19 protein-coding genes are annotated in these 15,300 nt (G+C 54.7%); 11 read left to right on the top strand and 8 right to left on the bottom strand.

The features are described from left to right. Positions 1–431 precede the first annotated feature (431 nt). Positions 432–959 (top strand): hypothetical protein, encoded by a 528-nt coding sequence (locus H6F75_RS08240; RefSeq protein ID WP_190751012.1) that lies wholly within the window; start codon positions 432–434, stop codon positions 957–959. Beyond that, a complete protein-coding gene (locus H6F75_RS08235) occupies positions 956–2,707 on the top strand; it encodes a vWA domain-containing protein (protein WP_190751011.1) in 1,752 nt (583 codons plus the stop codon). The genes H6F75_RS08240 and H6F75_RS08235 overlap by 4 nt, the downstream gene beginning before the upstream one ends. A 233-nt stretch (positions 2,708–2,940) precedes the next feature. Here H6F75_RS08235 and H6F75_RS08230 read toward each other — a convergent pair whose 3' ends face one another. Further along, positions 2,941–3,816, bottom strand: coding sequence for an EamA family transporter (locus H6F75_RS08230; RefSeq protein WP_190751009.1), 876 nt, complete (start codon positions 3,814–3,816; stop codon positions 2,941–2,943). 95 nt (positions 3,817–3,911) lie between these two features. Here H6F75_RS08230 and H6F75_RS08225 point away from each other — a divergent pair, with 95 nt between their 5' ends. From H6F75_RS08225 to H6F75_RS08215, 3 genes are all read left to right on the top strand, one after another. Beyond that, a complete protein-coding gene (locus H6F75_RS08225; protein WP_190751007.1) occupies positions 3,912–4,568 on the top strand; it encodes an ATP-binding cassette domain-containing protein in 657 nt (218 codons plus the stop codon). An 89-nt stretch (positions 4,569–4,657) separates the two neighbouring features. Beyond that, a complete protein-coding gene (fetB, locus tag H6F75_RS08220) occupies positions 4,658–5,458 on the top strand; it encodes an iron export ABC transporter permease subunit FetB (protein WP_190751006.1) in 801 nt (266 codons plus the stop codon). A gap of 252 nt (positions 5,459–5,710) precedes the next feature. Further along, positions 5,711–6,487, top strand: coding sequence for an SDR family oxidoreductase (locus H6F75_RS08215; RefSeq protein WP_190751004.1), 777 nt, complete (start codon positions 5,711–5,713; stop codon positions 6,485–6,487). 6 nt (positions 6,488–6,493) lie between these two features. Here the strand turns inward: H6F75_RS08215 and H6F75_RS08210 are convergent, their stop codons facing one another. Continuing rightward, positions 6,494–6,877: a DUF2834 domain-containing protein gene (locus H6F75_RS08210; RefSeq protein WP_190751002.1), complete on the bottom strand. Its 384-nt coding sequence runs from the start codon at positions 6,875–6,877 to the stop codon at positions 6,494–6,496. 127 nt (positions 6,878–7,004) lie between these two features. Next, positions 7,005–7,235, bottom strand: a complete 231-nt coding sequence (locus H6F75_RS08205) for a hypothetical protein (protein WP_073610626.1) — start codon at positions 7,233–7,235, stop codon at positions 7,005–7,007. 173 nt (positions 7,236–7,408) lie between these two features. Between H6F75_RS08205 and recA the strand changes: the two genes are divergently transcribed. Next, on the top strand, positions 7,409–8,491 hold the full coding sequence (gene recA, locus H6F75_RS08200) for a recombinase RecA (protein ID WP_190751000.1): 1,083 nt from the start codon (positions 7,409–7,411) through the stop codon (positions 8,489–8,491). Positions 8,492–8,722: 231 nt separating this feature from the next. Here recA and H6F75_RS08195 read toward each other — a convergent pair whose 3' ends face one another. Further along, positions 8,723–9,358 carry a hypothetical protein gene (locus H6F75_RS08195; protein ID WP_190750998.1) on the bottom strand — a complete coding sequence of 212 codons (636 nt, stop codon included), beginning with the start codon at positions 9,356–9,358 and terminating at the stop codon, positions 8,723–8,725. Continuing rightward, complete coding sequence (locus H6F75_RS08190; RefSeq protein ID WP_190750996.1) at positions 9,355–9,630, bottom strand: hypothetical protein; 276 nt, start codon at positions 9,628–9,630, stop codon at positions 9,355–9,357. Before H6F75_RS08190 ends, H6F75_RS08195 begins: the two co-directional genes overlap by 4 nt. Positions 9,631–9,920: 290 nt before the next feature. Here H6F75_RS08190 and H6F75_RS08185 point away from each other — a divergent pair, with 290 nt between their 5' ends. Together H6F75_RS08185 and H6F75_RS08180 are read left to right on the top strand one after the other, a co-directional pair. After that, positions 9,921–10,847: an ATP-binding cassette domain-containing protein gene (locus tag H6F75_RS08185; RefSeq protein ID WP_190751092.1), complete on the top strand. Its 927-nt coding sequence runs from the start codon at positions 9,921–9,923 to the stop codon at positions 10,845–10,847. Continuing rightward, positions 10,844–11,617 (top strand): ABC transporter permease, encoded by a 774-nt coding sequence (locus tag H6F75_RS08180; RefSeq protein WP_190750994.1) that lies wholly within the window; start codon positions 10,844–10,846, stop codon positions 11,615–11,617. Before H6F75_RS08185 ends, H6F75_RS08180 begins: the two co-directional genes overlap by 4 nt. Positions 11,618–11,768: 151 nt before the next feature. On the opposite strand, the gene H6F75_RS08175 is transcribed toward H6F75_RS08180, so the two are convergent. Both H6F75_RS08175 and H6F75_RS08170 read right to left on the bottom strand, forming a co-directional pair. After that, the gene (locus H6F75_RS08175) at positions 11,769–12,173 is read right to left on the bottom strand and encodes a hypothetical protein (RefSeq protein ID WP_190750992.1); all 405 of its coding nucleotides are present in this window, start codon (positions 12,171–12,173) and stop codon (positions 11,769–11,771) included. A 207-nt stretch (positions 12,174–12,380) separates the two neighbouring features. Further along, positions 12,381–12,686 (bottom strand): hypothetical protein, encoded by a 306-nt coding sequence (locus H6F75_RS08170; protein ID WP_190750990.1) that lies wholly within the window; start codon positions 12,684–12,686, stop codon positions 12,381–12,383. A gap of 111 nt (positions 12,687–12,797) precedes the next feature. Here H6F75_RS08170 and H6F75_RS08165 point away from each other — a divergent pair, with 111 nt between their 5' ends. Then, complete coding sequence (locus H6F75_RS08165; protein WP_190514665.1) at positions 12,798–13,025, top strand: helix-turn-helix transcriptional regulator; 228 nt, start codon at positions 12,798–12,800, stop codon at positions 13,023–13,025. 122 nt (positions 13,026–13,147) lie between these two features. Continuing rightward, positions 13,148–13,414 (top strand): hypothetical protein, encoded by a 267-nt coding sequence (locus H6F75_RS08160; protein WP_190750988.1) that lies wholly within the window; start codon positions 13,148–13,150, stop codon positions 13,412–13,414. A 142-nt stretch (positions 13,415–13,556) separates the two neighbouring features. Here the strand turns inward: H6F75_RS08160 and H6F75_RS08155 are convergent, their stop codons facing one another. Then, positions 13,557–14,513 carry a DUF4034 domain-containing protein gene (locus H6F75_RS08155; protein ID WP_190750986.1) on the bottom strand — a complete coding sequence of 319 codons (957 nt, stop codon included), beginning with the start codon at positions 14,511–14,513 and terminating at the stop codon, positions 13,557–13,559. A 13-nt stretch (positions 14,514–14,526) separates the two neighbouring features. On the opposite strand from H6F75_RS08155, the gene H6F75_RS08150 reads away from it, so the two are divergent. After that, complete coding sequence (locus H6F75_RS08150; RefSeq protein WP_190750984.1) at positions 14,527–14,679, top strand: hypothetical protein; 153 nt, start codon at positions 14,527–14,529, stop codon at positions 14,677–14,679. The last annotated feature ends 621 nt before the right edge of the window (positions 14,680–15,300 follow it).

Raw genomic sequence — 15,300 nt, 5'->3', positions numbered from 1 at the left:
AAAATTATCTGCAACCGCTGATCGCAACCGATGTCCGTTCTGCCTTCAACCTAATCACTAATCCAATAACCTGGGCATCAGTGTCCTGGCAAACTTAAGGATACTTTTGTGCCGCTAATTCTTGGCGGTTGTTGGGCATTAATACTCTGCTTTTCCATTGGTTTGGCGATCGCCTAAGAGCCGCCAATTCTTGATGCTCAGCAACTAATGCTTATCGTACCTACCCCAACGCTCTAGCTTCAAGCCGATCGTTTGCAGGCCTCAAAATTCGTTATTTGGGACTTCCCGCTATGGCTATCTATTCCCGACAGTATAGGTATCATCTTCCCCATACGCTGGTTTTATTGGTAGCTCTAGCCCTAGGCAGTTTTGGGATGGTGCTGTGGTTGGGATTGCGCTGGGTTGTGGTTGCTAGCGTTTTGATTACTAGTATGGCGGCGATCGCCACCATGCAGCGACAATTCAATCAGCATAGGCGAACGTTTTCGGCAACGTCTAATACGGCTAATCTCTTGCAAAAAGACGTTTTTATAAGCCACCTAAATCATGTAGAACACCAATATTCAGATATTCCTCACTCGTTCTGGATGTTGGCTCGACAACGAGCAGAAGCTATCCAAGCCGTTGCGGCCCAAATTGCCCAAAAAGAATTAACCTTTATCCCTGATTTGCTAGAAACCCTACACACCGTATTGGATTTAGTCAAACAATTAGCCCAGGCTCTAAGGGCCCTTCGGGAAGTAAAAACCTACCACTATCAACAGCTCGCTCAGCAGCAGTTATATAGCAGCCACAAGCGACTTGAGCAAACCCACACCCAACTGCAAGAACTGCGCGACCAGATAATTTTGGATACCTTGCAGCAGCCATCGTCGACGTCGTCGGCTGAAATTACAACCTGGCTAAAGACCCTGATCGCAGAGAACGAAAACGGCATTTTAGGAGAGAGAGGGCAATGAAACCACAACGCTTCAAATTATGGCTGGGAGTGGGGTTATGCCTGAGTGGGCTATGGGCCTGTAGCTCTCTGCCGCTCACCCCTGGCAAGTCAATCCAGTCCTTTGAATCTGCCGATCGCTACCTGCACCAGAAACTTTTGCCTAAAGTTCAGGTCGAGTCTCAGCTCGTCTCAGATACATCTGCCTACAACACGGTCATTCCGCCCTTGGCCGATGCGGTGCCCGACCCCAACACCTATCCTCTGCACGGGGCGCAGCCAACCGGCAATACCGAGGTAGTCTACATCGAGATCTACAGCTCCGCCGAGAAGGCCAACGGCAATCGCGCCGATGAGCGCTGGCTGGTGGATGTGGCTGAGGCGTTTAATCAGCGGCGGCAAACGCTTTCCTCCGGGCAGGTGATTCAGGTGGGGGTGCGCAACATTCCATCGGGGTTGGGGGTACAAATCATCGCCGCAAAGAAAGGTAAGCCCGCAGGCTATACCCCAGCCCACGAGCTGTGGCTAGAATTGCTCAAGGCCGACGGGGTAGCGGTGACCCCGATCGCACCAGCGTTAGTCGCAAATCAGGCGATTTTTGCCCTCCAACCCCAGGTATACGAAACCCTGTCTGAGAAGGGAGAGGTAACCTTCGACCGCGTAGTTGCGGCCATCTTAGCGGGGGAGTTTGAGGTGGGCTTTTGCAACCCTTACATTGCCTCCCCGGCGCTCAACTTTCTATATACGCTGCTGTGGCGAGCAGCGGGACATGACCAAACCGGTGCCCCGCTGCGGGTAGAGGATTTAAATAATCCAGCGGTGAACTCAGTGTTTGCCGCCTTTCAGCAGCAGATTGCCCTGACAACCCCCACCTACCTCGATTTAAAGCAAATTTGGCGGCAAGACCCCGACGCCTTTCAGGCAATTGTTATGTCGCGCCAGAGCTTTGTGAACTTAAAAAAGGAGCCGGAATTTGCTCACCTGGTGGAAATTCCCTTTGGGGTACCTGAAAGCTCGCCCCTGGTCGCCTTTGACTGGACAAGCCCTGCCGAACGCGAGGCCCTAAAAGCTTTTGCCGCCTTTGCCACCGCTGCCCCCATGCAAGACCAGGCGATTCAGCAGGGTCACATACAGACCAACTATCTCAAGCAGGGCAACTTTCCGCCGCTGCCCTCCGGGGAGGTGCTAAAGGCAGCGCAGGCGTTTTGGAAGCAGCGCAAAGACGGAGGTCGCACTGTTTATATGGAGCTGGTGGTGGATACCAGCGGCTCGATGGAGCAAAACAATCGACTTAAGGCCGTGCAGGAGGCGCTGCGGTTCGCTAGCCAGCAGATTAACCCCGGCAACCAAATTGGTCTAGTGACCTTCAGCGATCGCCCCATCCGCCGCATTCATTTGGCTCCCTTTAATGAGCTAGAGCAAAAGCGGCTGTTTACCGCCATTGATCAGCTCCAGCCCGAAGGCTCCACAGCCCTATACGACGGATTGGCAGTGGCCCTAGCCGAGCTGATGGCAATGCAAAAAACAGACCCCGACGGCCAGTTTTGTCTGCTGTTGTTGACAGACGGCGATCGCACCGATGGCCTCACCTTCAACCAAGTTAAGGAGGTGATTCGGCAGAGCGGCGTGCGCGTGTATCCCATCGCTTATGGCGAGGTCAATCACCGGGAACTGGCGGCGATCGCGGCCATCCGAGAAAGCGCCGTCTATGAAGGTACTCCAGAAAAGGTGCAGGTGCTACTGCAAGACTTGTTTCAGACAAATTTGTGAGGGGATGCAACAATTCACCAGGAGCAGCCCCTATGGCGATCAATACAACGCTCTTAAAATTAAAAAACCTGGGGTTCAGTGTTTGCTTTTTGGCTGCTCGGCCTCCCAATAAGCCGGGGTTTTCCCATCCCAGCATGGGCCATTTTAGGGGAGACAAAGTAGTAGGGTTAGTGGCCCATAGCAGTGTTCCATTCTACTAGCCCAGCTCTTTCTCTACCCTTGGCCTAAAGAAATCAAGCGTTGCCATCAAGCGTTGCCAACACGGCCCCGCCCACAATCAGCGCACAGGCCAACCCCACCACCGTTGTGGCCTCTGCCCGGCCAAAGACAATCAGCAGCAGCGTCGAGAGCAAGGGAGCTGCGTAGGACAGCGCCCCGAGTACGCGAATGTTGCCGCGCTTCACCCCGTAATCCCAGGTAAAAAACGCCAGCCCCACCGGCCCCAGCCCCAGGGCGAGGATCGCCGCCCACTCCCACCCAACCGGCACTACCGTTGTTTCAAACAGAGCGTGACAGATCCAGGCCAGAAGGGCCGTGGCCCCACAAAAGCCCCCCACGGCATTGGTCGGAATTGCCCCAAAGTATCGAGAGAGAATCGAGTAGCCCGACCAGGTGAGGGCGCAGACCAAGGCCGCCAGATACCCGGTGGTGTATTGGGCATCAAAGCTAAACCCCTGACCCTTGGTGACGAGCAGACCCGCGCCGAGAAAGCCTGCGATCGCCCCCGCCCCGTGAAACCACCGCAGCCGCTCACCGGGCAGCAGCGCCGAAAAAAACACAATCAGCAGCGGCCACAGGTAGGCGATCAGGCTCGCCTCCACCGCTGGGGCGTGGCGCAGCGCCATGAAATAAAAGAAGTGGTAGCCAAACAGCCCGACGATACCCAAGGCCCAAACCGGCCAGGGCAGCCGCAGGTGGCGCAGCACATTGCCCCCCGCTCGCAGCCAGGCGGCTAGGCCAATGAAGAATGCGATCGTAAAGGCCATCGCCGTCAGCTGAAAGGGCGGTACCGTGCCGCTCAGATCAGTCAGCAGGGCCAGGGTAGCCCACATGAGCACTGCCGAGAATCCGATGATGGTCGGCTGTCGTTGGTTTTGGGCTGGCTCCATCGTGCTCTCCTTTTCCTAAGCCTTAGCTGTGTATTGTAGAGAGGCCGCTGCCCTAAACAGCCTCAGTGCAGAAGTTGTCGATCACGAGGCCCAAGATGGAGCCAAACCAACCCCTGTTGGCGGTTGAAAATCTAAGTCGCCAACTGTCGGAGCGATGGCTGTGGCACGGAGTAAGTTTCGAGTTGACGGCTGGCAATTGCGTGGGTCTGGTGGCCCCTTCCGGCACGGGCAAAACATTGCTGATGCGCAACCTGGCGCTGCTCGACCCAATTCAACAAGGGGAAGTCAGGTTTGAGGGCAAAACTCCGTCTGAGTGGGGGCTCCCCACCTACCGCAGCCAGGTGATGATAGTGCCCCAGCGCGCGATCGCCCTCGATGGCACCGTACAAGACAACCTTACCCAGGTGTTTGACCTCGACATCTATCGCCAGCGCCGCTTTGACCCAACTATCCTTCAGACCTGGCTGCAAAAGCTTGGACGTAGCCCAGACTTTCTAAACTTGCAGGGCGCTCGGCTCTCCGGCGGCGAAGCGCAAATTATGGCCCTGCTGCGGGCCTTACAGCTCAGTCCTCGGGTGCTCTTGCTGGATGAACCGACAGCATCCCTCGATGCCGCGACCACAGCTCAGGTTGAATCCTTACTGCGCGACTGGCTTCAGTATCCCGGCCGCGCCTGCCTGCTCACCAGCCACGACATCGAGCAAATTCGCCGGGTTACCGATCGCCAGCTCAACCTGGGGGAATTTGTGTAAGCGGCTGTAGGGTGTAAGGTGCAAGGTATAGGGTGCAAGGTGCGGCCCTGAACCCTATACCTTGCACCCTATACCCCGCTCCCCGGCCTATGGAAACCGATTACATTGCCATTAGTTATGGGCAGCTGGCGCTAGCGGCTCTATTGATTGTGGTGAATGTAGGGCTGTCGGCGGTGTTGCGGCTCGGGCTGGGTCAATCACTGCTGATCGCTGCCCTGCGCATGGTGGTGCAGCTGTTGCTGATTGGCTTTGTGCTGGAGTGGCTGTTTACCCAAGATAATGCCCTGATCATTCTGGCGATCGCGCTAGTGATGACGGCGATCGCAGGCGTCTCGGCTGTCAACCGCACCCAGCGCCGCTTTGCGGGCATCTACTGGCACAGCCTGCTGTCGGTGCTGGCAGCTTCCGCGCTGGTGACGGGCTTTGCCATGGTCGGCATCATTCGGGTGCAGCCCTGGTACGACCCGCAGTACCTGATTCCGATGCTGGGCATGGTGCTGGGCAACACCCTCAACGGCATTTCCCTGGGGCTAGACCGCTTTATGGAAGGGCTCACCACCCAGCGCGATCAGGTCGAAACCCTACTGGCCCTGGGAGCTACCCGTTGGGAGGCTGCCCATCCTCAGGTGCGCAACGCCATTCGCGTCGGCATGATCCCCACCATCAACTCGATGATGGTGATGGGCTTGGTCAGCCTGCCGGGCATGATGACCGGCCAAATTTTGGCCGGGGCTAACCCCATCGACGCCGTGCGCTACCAAATTGTGATTATATTTATGATTGCCGCTGGGGCTGCCCTGGGGATCTTTGGCGTGGTGCTGCTGGCCTATCGCCGCCTGCTCAGCCCCGACCACCAGCTACGGCTCGACTATTTAGAAAAAGCTCAGTAGTCAGGCGATCGCCCATCCAGACGATCAACTCTAGAACAAAGCCTATCGCCCCATCAAAACCTGCCTACCAGCAGATTCGCCTTCAGGTTCCAAGCTGAATAGACTGTGGGAGTCTGTTTGGCTTAGATGGAATCATGGTGAACGTGTCTATATAGTTAGGTCAGCCGCAGTCTACTGGAGGCAACGGCAAGACAACCTGCACGGGGTTACAACACCTCTAGAACCATTACCCATCTGGAGAAGAACCGTTCTATGACGACTCCCCTCTCTGTTTTAGTCACTGGCGCTACCGGGCGCACCGGAGCGATCGCTGTGCAAAAACTTCAGCAGCGGCCAGAGCAGCTTGTGGTCAAGGGCTTTGCCCGCTCAGAGGCAAAGGTGCAAGAGCTGTTTGGCACGACGGAGGGGTTTTACCTGGGAGATGTGAGCGATCGCGATCGCCTTCAAACCGCGCTAGCAGGCTGCCATGCCCTGGTAATTCTCACCAGCGCCATTCCCCAAATGAAAGCGCCACCAGAACCGGGGCAGCGGCCAGAGTTCACCTATCCCGAAGGGGGCACCCCCGAGCAGGTCGACTACCACGGCCAGATCAACCAGATCGAAGCCGCAAAAGCCGCTGGAATCAAGCACATCGTTCTAGTCGGCTCCATGGGCGGCACCAATGAGCAACACCCCCTCAACCGCATGGCCAACGGCAACATTTTGATCTGGAAGCGCAAGGCAGAAGCCTACCTCATCGACTCCGGCCTCGACTACACCATTATTCGAGCGGGGGGTCTACAGGATCAACCGGGGGGCCAGCGCGAGCTGATCGTCGGCAAAGATGACCAACTGCTAGCCAATCCGCCTGAGGGCATTCCCACCTCCATTCCCCGCGCTGATGTAGCCGAAGTGGTGGTGCAAGCATTGCTAGCGCCCGCCGCCCGCAACAAAGCCTTTGACGTGATCTCTAAACCAGAGGGCACGCCTGGGGCCGTCGTGACAACGGATTTTGACGCGCTCTTTGCCCAAACCACCCCAGGCCTGTAGCAAGCCTCAAGCCGTGGGGTCAGAAACCGCTGTTGCAGCCAGCTTGCGCTCACGCACAAACATAAATAGCGCAAAGCCAAAGGCAAAGGAGATCGCAAACATCAAAGCGATATAAATGCCCCAGAGCCTGATTTTCAGCCGCCGCCCTTCCGACACAATAAACGTGATCACCAGCAGCAGCGCAATGGTGAGGTCTACGGCGATAAAGCTAGAGGCGGGGTTAGCCCAAACCTGCTCAATAAAGGTGGACAAGTCAAAATTGAGTAGGTTGGTGGCAGTGAACTCACCCTTGGTAGCGATGGTGAACTGCACCAGGTAGTAGTTCGTCCAGACGAAGCCGATTAGGGTCAGCGCGGCGTAGATAACTTGACGAATGAGAGTTCCGGGCATGGGTAAGACTCGTAAACTGGGCCTATCCATTGTCCCAAGCGATGGCTCTAACAGGGCTGCTGGGCGAATTCTACCAACTACTGGAATCAGGCCGTGGGGTCTTAGATATGGACTATGCCGGCGATCGCTATTCCGAAAGGCGGCAGCGGCTAAAGTCGATCTGCGGCCCGGTGGAATATTGCACTAGACTGCGCCCAGCGGCCAGAGCAGCACTGCTGCTGGCATAGGTTTCGCCATCGGTGAGGCTCGATAGCTCAGGCGTTATCACCCAGCAGCAGAAGCCCGTCGAACGCCGATAGGTCACAGCCACAAGCCAGTCTGCCAGGGCAATTAAGGTATTGAGTTGTTCAGGTGCCATAACTAACCTCCTCCATAGATTTGGGAGGTTTAACTACAGGAAGACCGAGTTCAGAAATAACTAGACGAACTAGATAACTACCGATTACGATTTAGGTCAATTGTACTATACTGATTTTCTGAAGACAACTGTTCTGGGGTTCAGGCGTCTTGTCCTAAAGCATTGAGGCGACTATGGCGGCGAAGAAAGGCGGAAGCAAAGAGCAAACCGAAAAGGAAAAAGCCCTCACCATGGTGCTGGGCCAGATTGAGCGCAACTTTGGCAAAGGCTCCATCATGCGCCTAGGCGATGCTGCCCGCATGAAGGTTGAAACGATTCCCACTGGCGCACTAACCCTCGACCTAGCCTTGGGTGGTGGCCTGCCCAAGGGACGCGTCATTGAAATTTATGGCCCTGAGAGCTCGGGTAAAACCACCGTGGCCCTGCACGTGCTGGCCGAAGTGCAAAAAATGGGTGGCGTCGCGGCCTTTGTGGACGCTGAGCATGCCCTTGACCCGATCTATGCCGCCGCCCTTGGGGTCAATGTCGAAGAGCTGCTAGTGTCTCAACCCGATACGGGTGAGATGGGGCTTGAGGTGGTAGATCAGCTGGTGCGATCGTCGGCTATTGATGTTGTAGTGGTTGACTCCGTAGCCGCTCTGGTACCCCGAGCCGAGATTGAAGGCGAAATGGGCGATGCCCACGTAGGCCTTCAGGCCCGACTGATGAGCCAGGCCCTGCGGAAGATTACCGGCAGCATTGGCAAGTCGCAATGCACAGTCATCTTCCTGAACCAGCTGCGGCAGAAGATCGGCATCTCCTACGGCAATCCCGAAGTCACGACCGGAGGCAACGCGCTTAAGTTCTACGCCTCGGTGCGCCTCGATATTCGCCGCATTCAAACCCTGAAGAAGGGCACCGAAGAATACGGCATTCGGGCTAAAGTCAAGGTCGCCAAAAACAAGGTGGCTCCACCCTTCCGGATTGGTGAATTCGATATTCTCTTTGGCCAGGGTATTTCGACCATGGGCTGCCTGGTTGACCTAGCGGAGCAGCACGGCGTGATCGTTCGCAAAGGAGCCTGGTACAGCTACGAAGGCGACAACATCGGCCAGGGGCGCGAGAACACGATTCAGCGCTTGCAAGAGGATGCTGAGTTTGCCGCCAAGGTCGAAGCTCAGGTGAGAGAAAAGCTCGAAATCGGCGGTGCGGTAGCCGATATGGAAGATGTGGAAATCGAGGTCGAAGACGAAACTTACCTGGACGAAGACGAGTAAACCCGGCGTCACCTTCAGGCAGTAACTTCAAAAAGCCCAGCTCCTCAACATTGAGGAGCTGAGCTTTTACCGCACGCTCTAGGCTAGAGCCTTCATTAGCCACCGCATAGGGGTAGTGTCGTGCTGCACGCTGAAACTAAACCGTTCACCGCTGGTATCTACCCACAGCCGATCGAGGGTTTGCAGCACATCGGGCAGAATGTTAGTGGCCAGCGGAGTGCCCCCAGCCTTTTATACCTGCTCCTTCAGGGGAGAATAAGACCCCACTAACCAAAGCCCTGTGATCAGGCCATAGGCGGCCAAGCCTGAGCCATGGACCAAACCCATCAACGTCTGCGGCAGGCTCTGACATAGGGCTGCACACACCGCTGCACTAACACCGCCACTCACCGCGCTACCGAGCAGGCTCACCCCCAGCCAGCCCCATATCTGGCGATTCTCTTGGGCTAAAACACTGCGCCCGGTGCGGCGGCTCAAGATCAGCATTTGGGCGATCGCCATACCCCAAATCATCAGTGGCCCAGTTACTACCAGCAGCCAAAACACCTCCCACAGGCCAAAGGTGCGCCAGAGGGCATCAGCAACTGGGTTATAAATACCCTGCATCAGCGATTGCAGCAAGGTGCTAACGATCCAGCCCAAGGTACTGGCCAGGGGCCACCAGCGAAAGCCGCCCATGGGCCTCAATACAAACCACTGCATCGTCCCCACAATGGCTCCAGTCAAAATTAAGGTGGCTATAAATTGCGGGCCGTTATTTTCTAAAAAGCCGACAAAAAAGCCGCCCACCAAGTTGGCCAGCACCCAGACCGGCAGAAATATAGCCGCCTGAGACCTGGAGGCGATCGCTCGATTAGACGCGTTCATAGCCGTAGCCCTTGAATAATGGTCTCTCGATGAGGCTCAAACGCCTCTACTGCCGCCTCGTCCGAGAAAGATCCGCTGATGACTCCAGTAACAAACACGTGCACCAGGTTGCCGTCGGTAGCCACATAGCCCATCCTCCGGTCAAACAAGGTCCCGCTGGGGTGGGTGATGGTGTAGCCGAGATATGACAGGATTTTTGTGCCCGTCTCTATGATCATCTGGTGCTTAACGTAGTCGGGGATGGTTACCAGAACTGAAACGCGAGGCCCCAAAATCGGCCTTTAGGGGCAAGAGGCGACCGCACTGGCTCAATGAGAAGCGCGATCCGACGGCAGAGATAGTCTCTTGCCTGGCAACGAAATTTGACCAGTCCGTATGGTGAGCACTGCAAGCGATTCATCCCAAGCCCATGCTGAGTCAAATGCACCCAAACCACGCCGACCAATCGGCAAAAAACTTTAAGATAAGTAAAGACTCTACCTGTCGCTGAGAGCTTAATCCTGTCGTGCAACTTGCTCATCGTCCAACCGATGGTTGGGCAGAAAATTCCTCACCGGGCTCCATTGTGCTGGATACCCGCGATCTCTCCAAAGTGTATGGGCGGGGCAAACAGCGGTTTGAAGCGGTGAAGCACGTCTCCTTAACCCTGCACCAGGGAGAGGTGCTGGCCTTTTTAGGACCCAACGGTGCCGGCAAGACCACCACCATCAAGATGATTGCGGGCCTGGTGCGTCCTACCCACGGGCTGGTTACCGTGGTGGGAGAAGACCCCCACCGCCAGCCCCGAGCCCTGCGCCACATTGGGGCAGTGCTGGAGGGCAACCGTAATTTGTATTGGCGTCTGACACCGGAAGAAAATTTGGAATATTTCGGCGTCCTGCGGCAGGTGCCTCGCAAGGTGGCCCATCGCCGAGGGTTGGAACTGCTGTCTCGGTTTGGGCTGGAGGAAAAGCGCCAGACCCCGGTGCAAAAGCTCTCGCGCGGGATGCAGCAAAAGGTGGCGATCGCCGTCGCCCTGATCCACAATCCCAAACTGCTGCTGCTGGATGAACCCACCCTGGGGCTGGACGTGGAGGCCAGCGAAATGGTCAAAGCCCTGGTGCGCCAGATCGCTCAGGAAGGTCGAGCCGTGCTGTTGACGACCCACCAGCTCGATGTGGCCGAAGAACTCTCCGACCGGGTAGCCATCATTCGTCGGGGACGCATCATTGCCGAGCAGTCTACCGAAGCATTACTAAAAGAATTTTCTAGTTCCACCTATCACCTGGAGGTGGAAGGCGAGCTGTCTCCCCAGCAGATCCACACGGTGACTCAGCTAGGGGCGACGGTGCAGGGGACGCAGATTACCTATGCTGGCACTTCAGAGAATCTCTATGCGCTGCTGAGGGCGCTGAGCCCTGTGCCGCTGGTGGCGGTGCAGCGCGATCGCGCCGACCTCACCCAGGTGTTTCTCAAACTGGTCAAAGACCAACCGGATGCTTCTCTATGATCGACCTGCTGTACGCCGAACTCAAGCGCACCTGGATTCAATTCATCCGCTACCCCACGGAGGTGATCTCTGGGATCGTCATCATCCTGGCTGTCTTCTATGGTCTGTTCAGCAGTGCCCAATATATTGCTGGGCCAGGGTTTGCCTTTGGCGATCGCCTTGATTCGGTGGTCCTCGGCTATGCCATGTGGACCCTGATTATTTCCGTCAACAATGACATTGCTATCAATCTGCAGATCGAAGCCGAAACCGGCACCCTGGAGCAGGTCTTTCTCTCCCCCTATGGGGCACCGCGAGTATTTTTGGCCAGAGCTTTTGCCAGTCTGGCCCTGCGGTTGCTCATTTTGGTTGTCGTGTTGCTGCTCCTGATGGGGCTCTCGGGCAGTCGCCTGGCCTTTCCCCCCATCCTGCTGCTGCCGCTGGCTTCGCTGCTAATGGCTGGGTACGGTCTGGCCTTTTTGCTGGGGGCGGTGGCGCTGGTGTTTAAGCGAGTGCAGCAAATCTTGGGAATTTTTCAGTTCCTGCTGCTGTTTTTGCTGGCGGCTCCCCTGGAGGAGTCTACCGGCCTGATGCAGTATCTGCGGTTCCTGTTGCCCATGCTGCCCAGTACTGGCCTATTGCGCGATCTGATGGCCCGAGGCGTGGGGTTGGACTGGGCTACCTACGGTCTGGCTTTGCTAAACGGGATGGTCTATTTTGTCATTGGGCTGTTCGTGTTTCGCTGGGCCGAAGCTACTGCCAAGCAGCGGGGGTCGCTGAGCGGGTATTAAGCCGACTTCTGAGAAATAGTTTCCCAAATGGTGGGCAGTGCCCACCCTACAGCTTCCCCTGAGTGGGTACTAGACCAAATCTGAATCGGACAACCCTAGTTCATTCCCCATGCGCCGTAGGGGCATCGCATGCAATGCCCCTACAAAGCGTTTAAGGGCTAACCGGGCGAATGGGACCGTTATAGAGGATTTGAAAGGTCCGGTCGGGGTTTATCAGCACTTCCGTTTCAAAGGAGAAGGTGGGGTTGCCGTTGATATCTCTGTCTTCGGGGCGAAAGCCTTTGAAGGTAAATCGTAGGGAACCATCCTCGTTGACTACCACGGGGGCATTTGCCGTGGGGCCATGCATGGCGGGCTCGGCCATGTAATTCCCCAACCCCCCATTGACGGTCTCGGCGGCAGCGCGGGCTATGTTTCTGCCTCGCGTTAGGAAGAGTCGGTCTATTTCGCTCTGGGGCTGGGGGCTGGCGGGGGCAGCGGGAGATTGGGCAGGGGTGCTAGTTGGGGAGAGGCTCACCACACTCAGGGTGAGGGCTAAAACTAACCAATATCGCATCGCAGAATCTACTCAAGGATAGGACGACAGCTCATACGGTTTCCCTAAATTACGACTACATCCCTGGAGCAGGGGCTAGGGTAGGCGACCTCTAGAGAATCCGGTAGAACAGCAGGCAAAACTGCCGCAGCACCCCAACTAACTATAGCGATTCTGGGCGGAGAGCAGGACAGGTAGCGCGAACAACCCCTGGCCCACGGAAATGAGTTATTCCCTTGGCATGTATTTCACCAAAGCTTTCATCACCTCGTGGGGTTGAAATTGCAGGGGGCGATCGCTGTTGGGAGCGCTAAGAAAGTCTGTCCACTCAAAGATTTCGGCAAAGCCGAGCTGGTGGAGGGCAACGACGATGGAACTCACAGAGCGCTTGCTGCCGATGACGAGAATTTTGACGGGTTCGCGATCGGGGTGGGGGTAGCTGTGGAGCTTGAGAGTGAGTTCGAGGTGGACTGGCTCAGAGGACTCAGGGGTGAGGATGCGGGCACTGTAGCGAGCGGTGGGGTTGGATGACATAGATGACTCCATTAGTAGCGTCAAATTGGATGCCAAGATTATAGCGTCAGTTCTGACTGCGTCAACCCTTTAGATGCTAGAGAGAACTGCATCCTCTGGAAAGATGGGGGCATGGGAAAAGCAGGAGCCGCTCTCAAGCAGGTGCTTGAGACTTACAACATCAGCCAGTACAGCCTTGCTGCCGTGCTGGATGTTGAACGCAACAATGTCTACCGATGGGCAAATGAGAAGCGCGATCCATCGGCTGAGACAGTAGTTGAGCTTGTTAGAGCACTAAAGTCTATGAACCCTGAAGCGGCTGAAGTTTTCGTCAAGCTTTATCTAGGCGACGAAATTTGACTGCTGAAAAAGACCTTTAGATCTGTAGGGTGGGCATTGCCCACCATTAACTACCGCAACTAGGGCACTGCCCACTATCCACCATGCGGAGACCCTAAACCCGTTCCTTTCTTTGCATCCCCATGCCCGAATATTGGGGGCGGTTGAAGATGTTGTTAACGCGATCGCTGCGAGAGAACAATGCACTGCCCCAAGATGTTTGCTTATCGCGGCAACGGCGACGAGAAAGCGATATGTGGCAGCGGCGTTTTTGGGAGCACCAAATCCGCGATGAGGCAGATTGGGTTGGGCATTTGAATTATTTACATTACAACCCAGTAAAGCGTGGGTTGGTGCGGTGCCCGCACGAGTGGGAGTTTTCGAGTTTTCGGCGGTTTGTGCGGGAGTGAATATATGGGGAGGATTGGGGATGTGGGGATGCGGATTTTGTGATGGAGGGGTTGGATGTGAGGAAGTAAGGGTTGCGTGGTGGGCAGTGCCCACCCTACTTGCTTCAACATAAAAAACTTGTTAAGTGATCTATACAGAAATTTATGGTTCAGAAACCCATTTTTGGCAATCAGAAAAAGTGGGTTGCTCTGGCCAAGCCTCTAATATAGGTTTATCGCCTATCCGGGCAAGCAATGTTCTTGTTGTTTCCTTGTCTTCGGCTAAGCAAGCAAATCTAGCGTAGTTATTTATGTTCCACGCATCTGGATAAAGAGCGATGATGTCCTCAAAACCCGCCTTCATTTTCTCCCAACTTATCTTTGAACCAAACGGGTTCTCTTCAAACTCGGGATGCAAGTTAATGGCTCTCCAATAAATACGAGCATACATCCCTCTTCCTTCGCACTTACTGGTTATAGTGGCTGCATCATCCGCAAAGTCAGCGGCCTCGCTAAAACTGCCACTCCACTTAGGCAACAAATACTCGAAGGCCGTTTGGTAAGTTTCCTGATAGTAGGGTTCTTTGGATACAGCGTCCTTTAGAAGCTTATTGACTTCTGGTTGATTCCAGCCTTGCAATCTAGCTACAGTTAGCATTCGGACATACCACTCGGGATCGCTACTAGCAAACTCCTTACTCTCTTCTAGGCTTACTCTAGCCAATTCAACATTTTCATAAAAAGGCTCCCATGCTTCTGGAGGAACCTCATTAGCATATCCTTCTCCTCTAAAATACCAAGCGCGGTTTATGAGAAATGAGCTATATGCAATATGTGCAGCAGGCGATTTGGGGTATTTTTTGATCCATTGCAACAACTTTGCTTCAAAGCTTGTCCAATCTTTCTCATGATTGTAATCAGCGGGAAAAAGTCCGTCATAGAAAAGCTGGAGTTTCCATCGACCGTTCGGTGTTCGACTTGTTCTTTGTCTGTATAGACTATAATAACTTTCTAATTTTTCAAAGTCACTAGACGATAAAGCAGTTTCTACTTGTGAGTAAATACTTTCCCTGGTCAATAATTCCGATTGTTCAGAACTCTGAGCCTGAACACAAGGCATAGTCGAGGCAGGTATGTCTGAGGAAATAGAAGTTTTGGTGGTAGATAGCGTGATGGTTAATGGGAGGATATGGCATCCCGAAAGAAGAAATAATAATGTCAAAGAAGTAGCTTTTCTTATTTTAAGCATAGCGCAAGAGACTATTTATCAAGGAAATCCTAGTTAGATAAATAGCGTAACATGATGCGAATTATCACGACATAGATAGCTGCCTTCAAAGTACAGAGAAAAAAATTAAATGAGGAAAGCATAAAGGTAGGGCTGGAGGGAGATTGACAAGGTCAGGGGTGGGGAGGTGAGCTAGAAATTGCGACACACCTAGCATCGGCCTCCTCATGAACGAGATTTTCGTTCAATCTGCTCAAGCGGGAAGCTAAACAAGCAAACGTAGGGTGGGCAGTGCCCACCATCCACCCTAGGCCATTGACGAAGCGGTCATCCCGGAACCAGAGAACGGTTGACTAGGTGCCCCATCCACCATATTCACCCCATTCCACCCCACCACCCGCACTTTGCAAAACGCGCAGCGCTGGTCATACAGCTTCACTACATTTCACCAAAACGCCGCATTTGCGAACAAAAATTCTATTCAAAAGTCGGAGTAAAAACAGGGCTGGTGGCATTCGAACCCACGACCTGCCGCTGAGAAGGCGGTTGTTCAACACAGTTATAGCAAGGATGTTAGCGATTTCGGGAACTCGTTACCCCAGCTTTACCCCAATTGTTTGAAAGGCTGCTGTGAGGACTGTGGCTGGCTCCAGCGATTAACGGCGACATGGGCTGGCCA

It is taken from the genome of Nodosilinea sp. FACHB-131 (assembly GCF_014695395.1).
Classification (GTDB): Bacteria; Cyanobacteriota; Cyanobacteriia; order Phormidesmidales; family Phormidesmidaceae; genus Nodosilinea.
The sequence above is the reverse complement of the archived record's forward strand: the minus strand, read 5'-3'. Positions and strand labels throughout refer to the sequence as shown.

Coding starts and splice junctions, on each gene's coding strand:
- H6F75_RS08240 (WP_190751012.1), top strand. CDS start 432: ATGGCGGCGATCGCCACCATGCAGCGACAATTCAATCAGCATAGGCGA.
- H6F75_RS08235 (WP_190751011.1), top strand. CDS start 956: ATGAAACCACAACGCTTCAAATTATGGCTGGGAGTGGGGTTATGCCTG.
- H6F75_RS08230 (WP_190751009.1), bottom strand. CDS start 3,816: ATGGAGCCAGCCCAAAACCAACGACAGCCGACCATCATCGGATTCTCG.
- H6F75_RS08225 (WP_190751007.1), top strand. CDS start 3,912: ATGGAGCCAAACCAACCCCTGTTGGCGGTTGAAAATCTAAGTCGCCAA.
- fetB (WP_190751006.1), top strand. CDS start 4,658: ATGGAAACCGATTACATTGCCATTAGTTATGGGCAGCTGGCGCTAGCG.
- H6F75_RS08215 (WP_190751004.1), top strand. CDS start 5,711: ATGACGACTCCCCTCTCTGTTTTAGTCACTGGCGCTACCGGGCGCACC.
- H6F75_RS08210 (WP_190751002.1), bottom strand. CDS start 6,877: ATGCCCGGAACTCTCATTCGTCAAGTTATCTACGCCGCGCTGACCCTA.
- H6F75_RS08205 (WP_073610626.1), bottom strand. CDS start 7,235: ATGGCACCTGAACAACTCAATACCTTAATTGCCCTGGCAGACTGGCTT.
- recA (WP_190751000.1), top strand. CDS start 7,409: ATGGCGGCGAAGAAAGGCGGAAGCAAAGAGCAAACCGAAAAGGAAAAA.
- H6F75_RS08195 (WP_190750998.1), bottom strand. CDS start 9,358: ATGAACGCGTCTAATCGAGCGATCGCCTCCAGGTCTCAGGCGGCTATA.
- H6F75_RS08180 (WP_190750994.1), top strand. CDS start 10,844: ATGATCGACCTGCTGTACGCCGAACTCAAGCGCACCTGGATTCAATTC.
- H6F75_RS08175 (WP_190750992.1), bottom strand. CDS start 12,173: ATGCGATATTGGTTAGTTTTAGCCCTCACCCTGAGTGTGGTGAGCCTC.
- H6F75_RS08170 (WP_190750990.1), bottom strand. CDS start 12,686: ATGTCATCCAACCCCACCGCTCGCTACAGTGCCCGCATCCTCACCCCT.
- H6F75_RS08165 (WP_190514665.1), top strand. CDS start 12,798: ATGGGAAAAGCAGGAGCCGCTCTCAAGCAGGTGCTTGAGACTTACAAC.
- H6F75_RS08160 (WP_190750988.1), top strand. CDS start 13,148: ATGCCCGAATATTGGGGGCGGTTGAAGATGTTGTTAACGCGATCGCTG.
- H6F75_RS08155 (WP_190750986.1), bottom strand. CDS start 14,513: ATGCCTTGTGTTCAGGCTCAGAGTTCTGAACAATCGGAATTATTGACC.
- H6F75_RS08150 (WP_190750984.1), top strand. CDS start 14,527: ATGTCTGAGGAAATAGAAGTTTTGGTGGTAGATAGCGTGATGGTTAAT.